The organism is Microbulbifer epialgicus, from assembly GCF_041447265.1.
Lineage (GTDB): Bacteria > Pseudomonadota > Gammaproteobacteria > Pseudomonadales > Cellvibrionaceae > Microbulbifer > Microbulbifer epialgicus.
The window spans coordinates 1-8,007 of sequence record NZ_JBGMEK010000013.1 but is presented as its reverse complement, the minus strand read 5'-3'; the positions used below and the strand labels follow the sequence as shown (position 1 = coordinate 8,007).

The 8,007-nt window shown below is 45.1% G+C and carries 4 protein-coding genes and 1 pseudogene; 4 read left to right on the top strand and 1 reads right to left on the bottom strand.

The genetic code is table 11. The features are described from left to right. The coding region (locus ACCI49_RS08000) for an RHS repeat domain-containing protein (RefSeq protein WP_371838439.1) at positions 1-882 on the bottom strand (882 nt) is incomplete at its 3' end. A 203-nt stretch (positions 883-1,085) separates the two neighbouring features. On the opposite strand from ACCI49_RS08000, the pseudogene ACCI49_RS07995 reads away from it, so the two are divergent. From ACCI49_RS07995 to ACCI49_RS07980, 4 genes and pseudogenes are all read left to right on the top strand, one after another. Then, positions 1,086-1,664, top strand: a pseudogene (locus ACCI49_RS07995) (IS3 family transposase); the annotation flags it as partial. Positions 1,665-1,797: 133 nt separating this feature from the next. Further along, positions 1,798-3,555: an ATP-dependent nuclease gene (locus ACCI49_RS07990; protein WP_371838438.1), complete on the top strand. Its 1,758-nt coding sequence runs from the start codon at positions 1,798-1,800 to the stop codon at positions 3,553-3,555. Continuing rightward, complete coding sequence (locus tag ACCI49_RS07985; RefSeq protein WP_371838437.1) at positions 3,552-4,988, top strand: UvrD-helicase domain-containing protein; 1,437 nt, start codon at positions 3,552-3,554, stop codon at positions 4,986-4,988. The genes ACCI49_RS07990 and ACCI49_RS07985 overlap by 4 nt, the downstream gene beginning before the upstream one ends. Positions 4,989-5,766: 778 nt before the next feature. Next, positions 5,767-7,140, top strand: a complete 1,374-nt coding sequence (locus ACCI49_RS07980) for a DcaP family trimeric outer membrane transporter (protein WP_371838436.1) — start codon at positions 5,767-5,769, stop codon at positions 7,138-7,140. Positions 7,141-8,007 lie beyond the last annotated feature (867 nt).

Genomic DNA, 8,007 nt, shown 5'->3' with positions numbered 1-8,007 from the left:
TACATCATTGGATCCATCTTTTTTATATTGCCATTTAAAGCGGTGGATACCGCTGGACACTGGAAAAATAACTAGCTGATAGGGAACTGAGCCAGACCAGCTACCTTTTAACTCGTCATCTATATAAAACTCTAACTTGTCGCAACAAGACTCCGAACTGATAGAAAGATAAAAAAACATATCCCCATCAGGAGTATATACAACAGTTTCAATACTGCTAACTTGGCTAGCTGAAATATCTCCAGAACGTATTCCATAGTTTCCATCATAAGGATTTTCAGAATCTACGGTCCAAATTTCTGTACCACCATGCTTCCAGAACCAAACTTCAAAGAATCCTTCCTCAAAATCAACATGATGGGTATGATCACTTGTTACAAAGTTCCATAAGGGGCCCTCGGAGATTGCATTATGGTTATCTCTAGCCACTAACCTCCAATAATAAGTTGCCTCTGAATGTAAATTAGTAACTTTAAAATTATTAGCTTTAATTCCTGATTTATAAAGCGGCGGATTTTCTTCCAATCCCAAATAGAGATCATAAAATAAAAGATCCCCATCATTAGTATCATAACTATTCCAAGATAGAACAATCTCTCTTGAGTTTAAATTTTTACTACCGTTCTCAGGGTACTCATCAACCGGAACAGAAGGCTTGGTATTTTGCCCCCCCGGATAAGAAGTCAAGGACAGTAGATTACCTAAAGCATCATAGCTGTAGTCAATATCCACTCCGTCTTGATAACTAGCCTGAATCAATCGATCTGAATCATCGTATTGATAGGTAAGGTTTTCAGCGTTTGCAATCCAAGGAATACAAAATATAGTGCTAAATAGAAGCCGTTGTGCTCGCAGCACCCTCTTAGAAAACTTACCTTCCATTCTCTTCTTACCCAATATTTTTCTATTAATTCATTGTGTTAAGTGATACATCACTACTTAATGCCAATATCGCTTATATAATGAGTATTCTTGGTCCGATAACTATGCATCATGATTTTAACGACATTCTTACATGCTTTAAATTTTTTATTCAAATAGAGCAGCTGTATTAGAACTTTAGTGCCAATAACCTGTTAGAAATCAAGAAAGCCGAACAGACACATATCGACATGCCGAATCACCTAGATCGGGAGTTCAATGTAGATGCGCCAAATACGGCCTGGGCCGGCGATATAACGTGTATCTGGATGGGCGCTTGATGGACATACCTGGCGGTAGTTATCGACCTCCTTTCACGTAAGCTCGTTGGCTCGGCGCTATCGCTATCACCAAACGCGGCACTGGTTAAGAAGGCACTTACGATAGCTTACGAATCACCAGGCGAACCTGAAGGGGTTATGTTTCACTCCGATCAAGGGTGTCAGTACACGAGCCTCACCTTCAGTCAGCTGCTGTGGCGATACCGAATGACACAGACTTTAAGTCGCCGTGGCAATTGCTGGGATAACACTCCAACGGAACGCTTCTTCAGAAGCCTCAAAACAGAGTGAATACCGGAAGCAGGCTACAAATCATTCCCGGCAGCAAAGCAGGGAATTACTACCTACATCATTGGCTACTACAGCCAAGTAAGACCCCATCAGAAAAACGATGGGCTACCGCCAAACTTGATGGAAGAAAAATATTGGAATGCTCAAACTTCGGTGGCCAAAAGGAGTTGACCACTACTCCTACTACTCATCTAGCTACTAGTACTTCAGCCAAGCACACAAAGGCATTCCATTCGCAGGCATAAGCACAGGAAGCCATGGTACCATTTGCTAAAGAAAAGGATTATAAAGGTAGTAAGGACAGATGCCGGCTATTAGGCTAATTGAAATACGGAACTTTCGGGGGATTTCTGAGTTAACTTGGTACCCATCATCTGGACTGAACTGTTTGATTGGCCCCGGTGATTCAGGCAAGTCTACAGTCCTTGCTGCAATAGATTATGCTCTCGGTGCCCGGCGTAACGTTCCCTTCTCCGATGCCGATTTCTTTAGAGCCAATGTCAATACCCCTATTGAGATAACCGTTACATTGGGAGATATCCCTGATGAGCTGCTGAATCTCGATAGGTATGGCATATTTCATCGAGGGTATGATACTGCGAATGGGACACTTTACGACGAGCCTCAATCCAACCTAGAAACTGTAGTCACCATTAAGCTCATAGTTCGCAACGACCTACAGCCAGAATGGGGGCTTTATTCTATTCGTGCCGCAGCAGAAGGGATTGAAAAAAGCGTACCCTGGGCTCAGCGTGAGCTAATAGCCCCTATCAAGCTTGACGCTACTAGCGATCGTCATCTCGCCTGGGGCACCAGATCCCTACTAAACAAGCTGTCTGACAACACATTAGATATCTCCGGCACCTTGGCAGAAGTCGCTCGGCTGACCAGGACAGCCTTTGATAAACAGCCTATACAACAATTCAACCCCATTTTGGCTCAAGTAAAAAATATTGCTGATCGGCAAGGTGTCCAGCTTGGTCAGCTTAAGGCGCTACTCGATGTAAATGGTGTATCTCTGAATAATGGCGCGGTCTCACTACATAACTTTGATAGTACCCCGCTTCGGCAACTAGGCACTGGGTCTACCAGATTGCTAGTTTCCGGCATTCAGTATGAAACCTCTAAATCAAACATCATGCTGATTGATGAAGCTGAACATGGACTAGAACCATTCAGGATCACGAAGCTACTGAACAATCTTGGGGCTAAGGCTGGCACACCGCAGGGGCAAGTGTTCATTACAACACACTCGCCAATCGTACTGCGTGAGCTTCAAGCTAGCCAGCTGTGGATTCTGCGTAAAGACGAAAGCCAGTCTCAAACAGCCATGACCTTACCAACGAATCCAGCTCCAGCAGTGGCTCAACTGCCACTAGTTAAGCATGTGATGTATCCAGCATCCATGGCTCCGGGGGCACAAGCAACGCTTAGATCCAATGCAGAAGCATTCTTTGCCCGGAAAGTATTAGTCTGTGAGGGTAAAACAGAGATAGGTTTATGCCGAGGGCTTGATCTTGACAACATGGATCGCAATGTGCCCACCTGGCTTGAAAAGGGAGTTGCATTCGCCGACGGCGCTGGCGATAGCATGTTCGAACGCGCAGAGGTTTTCCAGACATTAGGGTATCCAACAGCGATCTTCAAAGATTCAGATAAATCAAGTCAACACGCTGAACACCAGGCAAGAATGGCCCAAAAAAGTATAGCTGTTTATGAGTGGGGCCATAATCATAGTATGGAAACGGCATTGTTCAGCTTCGCCGGCCCTACAGTTATTCCAATGCTATTGTCCGTAGCGCTAGAGAGGAAAGGGCAAGAAAGTTTGGATTCAAACCTGAGGGCGCATTCTAACAACAACTGGGATTACACCACCTGCAGTAACCATTTTCAGGATGAGATGCGCCCAGTATTATCAGATCTCGCTGGAAAGAAAAAGTGGTTCAAGGATATCGAGCCAATGGAAACGATTGGTAGAAAAATTGTTGGTCCATACAGGAACTATTTTGCCGACTATTTCCAGCAAGTCTTGACACCAATGTATCAGTGGCTAAATGCATGATGCTGGATACTTCCATCATTCTAGCTAATCGAACCGGGCTGGTTGTAGCCCCAGCCGGCTGCGGTAAAACACAGTTAATCGTTGAGACCCTTAAGCAACAGCCTACAGGTAAGCCATTTTTAATATTAACTCACACAACAGCGGGTATTGCTGCCCTTAAGGCTAGGCTAACCAGGAACAGTGTTTCACCGAAAAGTTATCACTTAGCGACCATCTCCGGCTGGGCTGTATCCGTCTTATTAAAATATCCAACTTTATCCGGAGTAAATAGAGCCCACCTTGTTAACCCGGACTATACAGCGCTCCACACATCTATTGCTCAACTAATTGCCAATCGGCATATTGATAGAATAATAACGGCAACGTATGCCAGAGTATTAGTAGACGAGTACCAAGATTGTACCATTAGCCAACACAACCTGGTTACTCAACTCTCAAGGCTGCTACCAACGATCGTGTTAGGCGACCCAATGCAGGCCATATTTGATTTTGGAGCAGATCCACTTCCGAGCTGGACTGACATTGTTCAAGCTCAGTTTCCTGTTATTGGACAACTGAATAATCCTTGGCGCTGGAGTAATTCTGGCTGTAGTTCTTTAGGCGAATGGATACTGGGCGCGCGCGAATACCTTAGTTCTGGGCAGGGTATCAATATAAAGGACGGGGGACCTGGCGTAACTTGGGTGCCTATGAGTGGCAATCACCAACGCGACCTACCAGCACAGGTAAAATACCAATATTCGCTGAGAAATCGGATTCCAAATAAAGAATCTATCCTGATAATTGGTAATGCAAAGAGGCCGCAAGTTAGACACGAATTTGCACAGAGAACAAACGGCATCGGCGTAGTTGAGCCGGTAGATATGAAGGATATAACCGGGATATTCACCTGGATTGATAAGTCTACTGGAGAAACACTGGTCGGCAAGATACTGGATACTGCTTCGAAGTTAATGACCGGTGTGGGTAAGGCGGTATTACTAAAACGTATTCTGACGATAGAGGCTGGTCGCGGAAAAAAGGAACCTACGGCTGTTGAACTTTCTGCTGTTGCAGTTAAGCAATCACCAACGGCTAATAACATCCTGGCTTTGTTTCAGGAATTGAAAACAAGCAGTGAAACTAAAGTGTTCCGGCAGACCGCACTCAGTGCCATCATGGAAGCGCTGCGACTTTGCTCTACGGCCCAGATGACGCCGATTGATGCAATCACCAGGATTTTGGAAAAGCGGCGACATTCGGGCGAGAAACGAATACCAACAATAGCTATTGGATCTACTCTTCTGCTTAAGGGCCTCGAGGCCGACCATGTAATTATCCTTGACGGAAACTGCGAAACAATGAGCGCGAAGAATCTATATGTCGCGTTATCCAGGGGGGCAAAATCTGTGACAGTATTTGCAGCAAATCCGGTTCTTGGGAGGGGCCTGTAGTAGTTCTATCTTGAGCTGAAATTACCATTTCAGCGGATATTCTGTTAAGTCAGGTTCGGTTTACGAGCTTTCCCTTATAGTCCTTCCTTGCTGTATTTGCTGTCGCTTCAGTTCAGTTAGTATTCAAACTTTATTATTACTGCTCTCCCCTGAGGCTGCTTCAGATGAGTCATAGAACTGGGATCTATGACTCATTTACCGGTCGTTTTGTGAGTCATAGCCCTTACAGTCCCTAACTGCGACAACTTATGGGGGAACGAATACGCCAACTTATGGGTATACTCACACAAAAAGTGTGAATGTAACGATAAGTTGTCGCAGTACGACATCTTATGGTCACTGTCGCCCAGAATTTCACATAAAATCAAGTAGTTACGCCAGTATGACAACTTATGGTCCCTAAATAAAACTTCACCTTTCGCTAAATACACCATAAGTTGCCATATTTTACCGGCTAGGTTTGAAAAATCCTGAGACCGATTCCTTCGCGCGCTTTCACTATACCTTTTTATCGCTCTATCCTTAGCTAGGATTAACTGCCTTTGGATCACTTCCTGAAAAGTGGCTCCTTGATAAGGTACAAATAATCAAAAAAGGTTAACTGAGACAGAATGACATACCAGCTTAATGTCAGTTCATCCCGCTCACTGGATAATTGAATCTAGATCATATGTGTACTTTGAGCAGACGAGAAGTTTGCCATGGAACCAGATCGAATCACGCCTTGGGCATAGAAATCATTACAGCGTCGCCTTCGGCTCCTGCTGGAATTGTGTTTGTGTTCCTGATTTTTTTTTCCCAGTCATCCTTTGCTCAAGTCTATGTTGAAGCCGACCAGCTGCTGCGTCTTATAGAGAGCCAGCAGCGCCAATTGGAAGAACAGAAGACAAAAATACAGCGACAAAAAGCTACGCTTGATGCCCTACGTCAGCAAGCTAAAGAACTGCGCCAGGCCATCCCGGAAGACCCATCCCTGCCGCCGGGGCCAAAGTATCAACACGCCGAGACCTATCCAAGTGAACTGGAAACGGAAATTGCAGAAGCACCAACAAATTGGCCAGGCTCAATCCAGGTAACGGGAAGTGAAATGCAGGTCAAAATTAGTGGTTTTGCCGAGTTAGATGCCAACTACGATACCGGTGCCATTGTAAGCCCAGCAGAATTTATCACCAGCGCCATTGTTACCAGTGACCGTACTGCAGCAGAAGGTGAGGATGGGCAGACCAATGTTTCTGTACAAGTATCGAGGCTTGAAGTTGAGACTCGAGCCCCCTGGGGGGGAAGAAAAATAAATACTGAAATGGCAGTGGATTTTCTTCGAGACTTTACTAGCGCTGAGCCCGTATTGCAGTTGCGTGAGGCCTATGGCCAAGTCAGTGACATATTACTTGGGGGAAGTCTGTTACTCGGTCAGGACTGGTCTACATTCACTAACCTAACTGCCGCGCCAAATACTCTAGATTATGAGGGACCGAATTCAATGCTGTCTCTGCGACACCCAATGGTCCGTTGGGAGCGCGTTTTTCTCTCAACCCTCAGCCTGCGGGTGGCACTGGAGGCGCCCGATGAGCGAATTTTTGAGGGTGCTATAGAGGTTTCTCGTTGGCCCGATTTGGTGGTTGCCGTAATTTCCCAGACAGACCATATGAATTTTCAAGGTAGTCTTGTTTTGCGAGATTTACGCGGCAGCGGTGAACCACAATCTGCCGTTTCGGATACCGGATGGGGGGTGAATTTAAGTGGGGTTATCCATATGCCTGGGAGGTTGGCCCGAGATTTCATTTCATATTCTTATAGTTTTGGATCGGGATATGGTGGGATTGTGGGTGATTTTCCGCCAGATGCCACTTACGATATTAATGATAATCGGCTGGAAGCGATTCCTACGCTTGCTTGGTATCTCGGTTATCAGCACTGGTGGACTCCATCTCTTTATACTGTTGCTACATACGGATTGGTACAGCAGGATAATTTCAACTTTCAACCCGAATTTGCATTCCGTGAAACCCAATACAGTAGTATCAACCTGACATGGACACCATCGCCGCAGTGGCTGTTTGGCGTGGAGGCACTTTATGGGACCCGGGAAGATAAGGATGGCGCCTATGGTTCGGTTTGGCGCACACAGTTCACGAGTCGAATTTCATTTTAAGAACCTGAGTGATGACTTTTAGGGGAAATTTATTTCTTTTCGTCTCCTTGTGCCTGTACCGCCGCCATTCAGCATGATCGATAGTCAAAAGTACTTGACATAAGCGAATATCCGATGGGAAAACTCTAGTATTGACTTGTACAATGAAGCTTGTCCAATCTTAGGAGTTAAGGTCGGGGAAGTTTGGGTTGATAAGTTGAGCCGTTACAAAATAAAACCTACTCGTGGAATGGTTTTGCAACCGGCCCCGAGCTTCTATCCACTAAAGAGCTTGATGAGATAGTGACAGTATATTAATTCGATACTTTGTTGGTGGCACAGCTACTTAGGTCCGAGTAACTGGAGCGAAATATCCCTAATCTCCAGGCTACCATAATGGAAACTCGGCTCTACGAGACACCTAGCGAAGATCTGTACTGAATACTATAATCATACTCTGGCACCTTTCTGGCTGGTTATGTAGCCGGTTAAATTAATTAATCATATGCAAGGGATACTCTGAGGAATAGCTTTTTATTAAGAGAAACCATCTTGGCTAATGAGCATTAGAGCTTATTCCTAAGCCCCACCCATATCCTGCATACAAAATGTATCCGTCTATCACGTCATCATCAGAATAAATTTAGTATCATTGGGCGCTTTAATCGCGCTGATGTTTAAAGCCTTGAGATAACCTGGTAGACGATGAACTGGAATAGAAGATACACGACTACTTTACTTTTGCCGGTTCCTCAATCCAAGCCCGGAGGATCGAACTCCGGATATAAAGACTAGTGGTCCATGCGGTTAATTCTGTAACGATTGTTTTGCACGCTCTACGGAAGCCAAGATTTGACCGGCGGGCTTTGTCCATTTAAATGGCTTTGC

Bases quoted from the DNA above. Each gene is read 5' to 3' on its own strand.
- ACCI49_RS07990 (WP_371838438.1), top strand. From the start codon at position 1,798: ATGCCGGCTATTAGGCTAATTGAAATACGGAACTTTCGGGGGATTTCT.
- ACCI49_RS07985 (WP_371838437.1), top strand. From the start codon at position 3,552: ATGATGCTGGATACTTCCATCATTCTAGCTAATCGAACCGGGCTGGTT.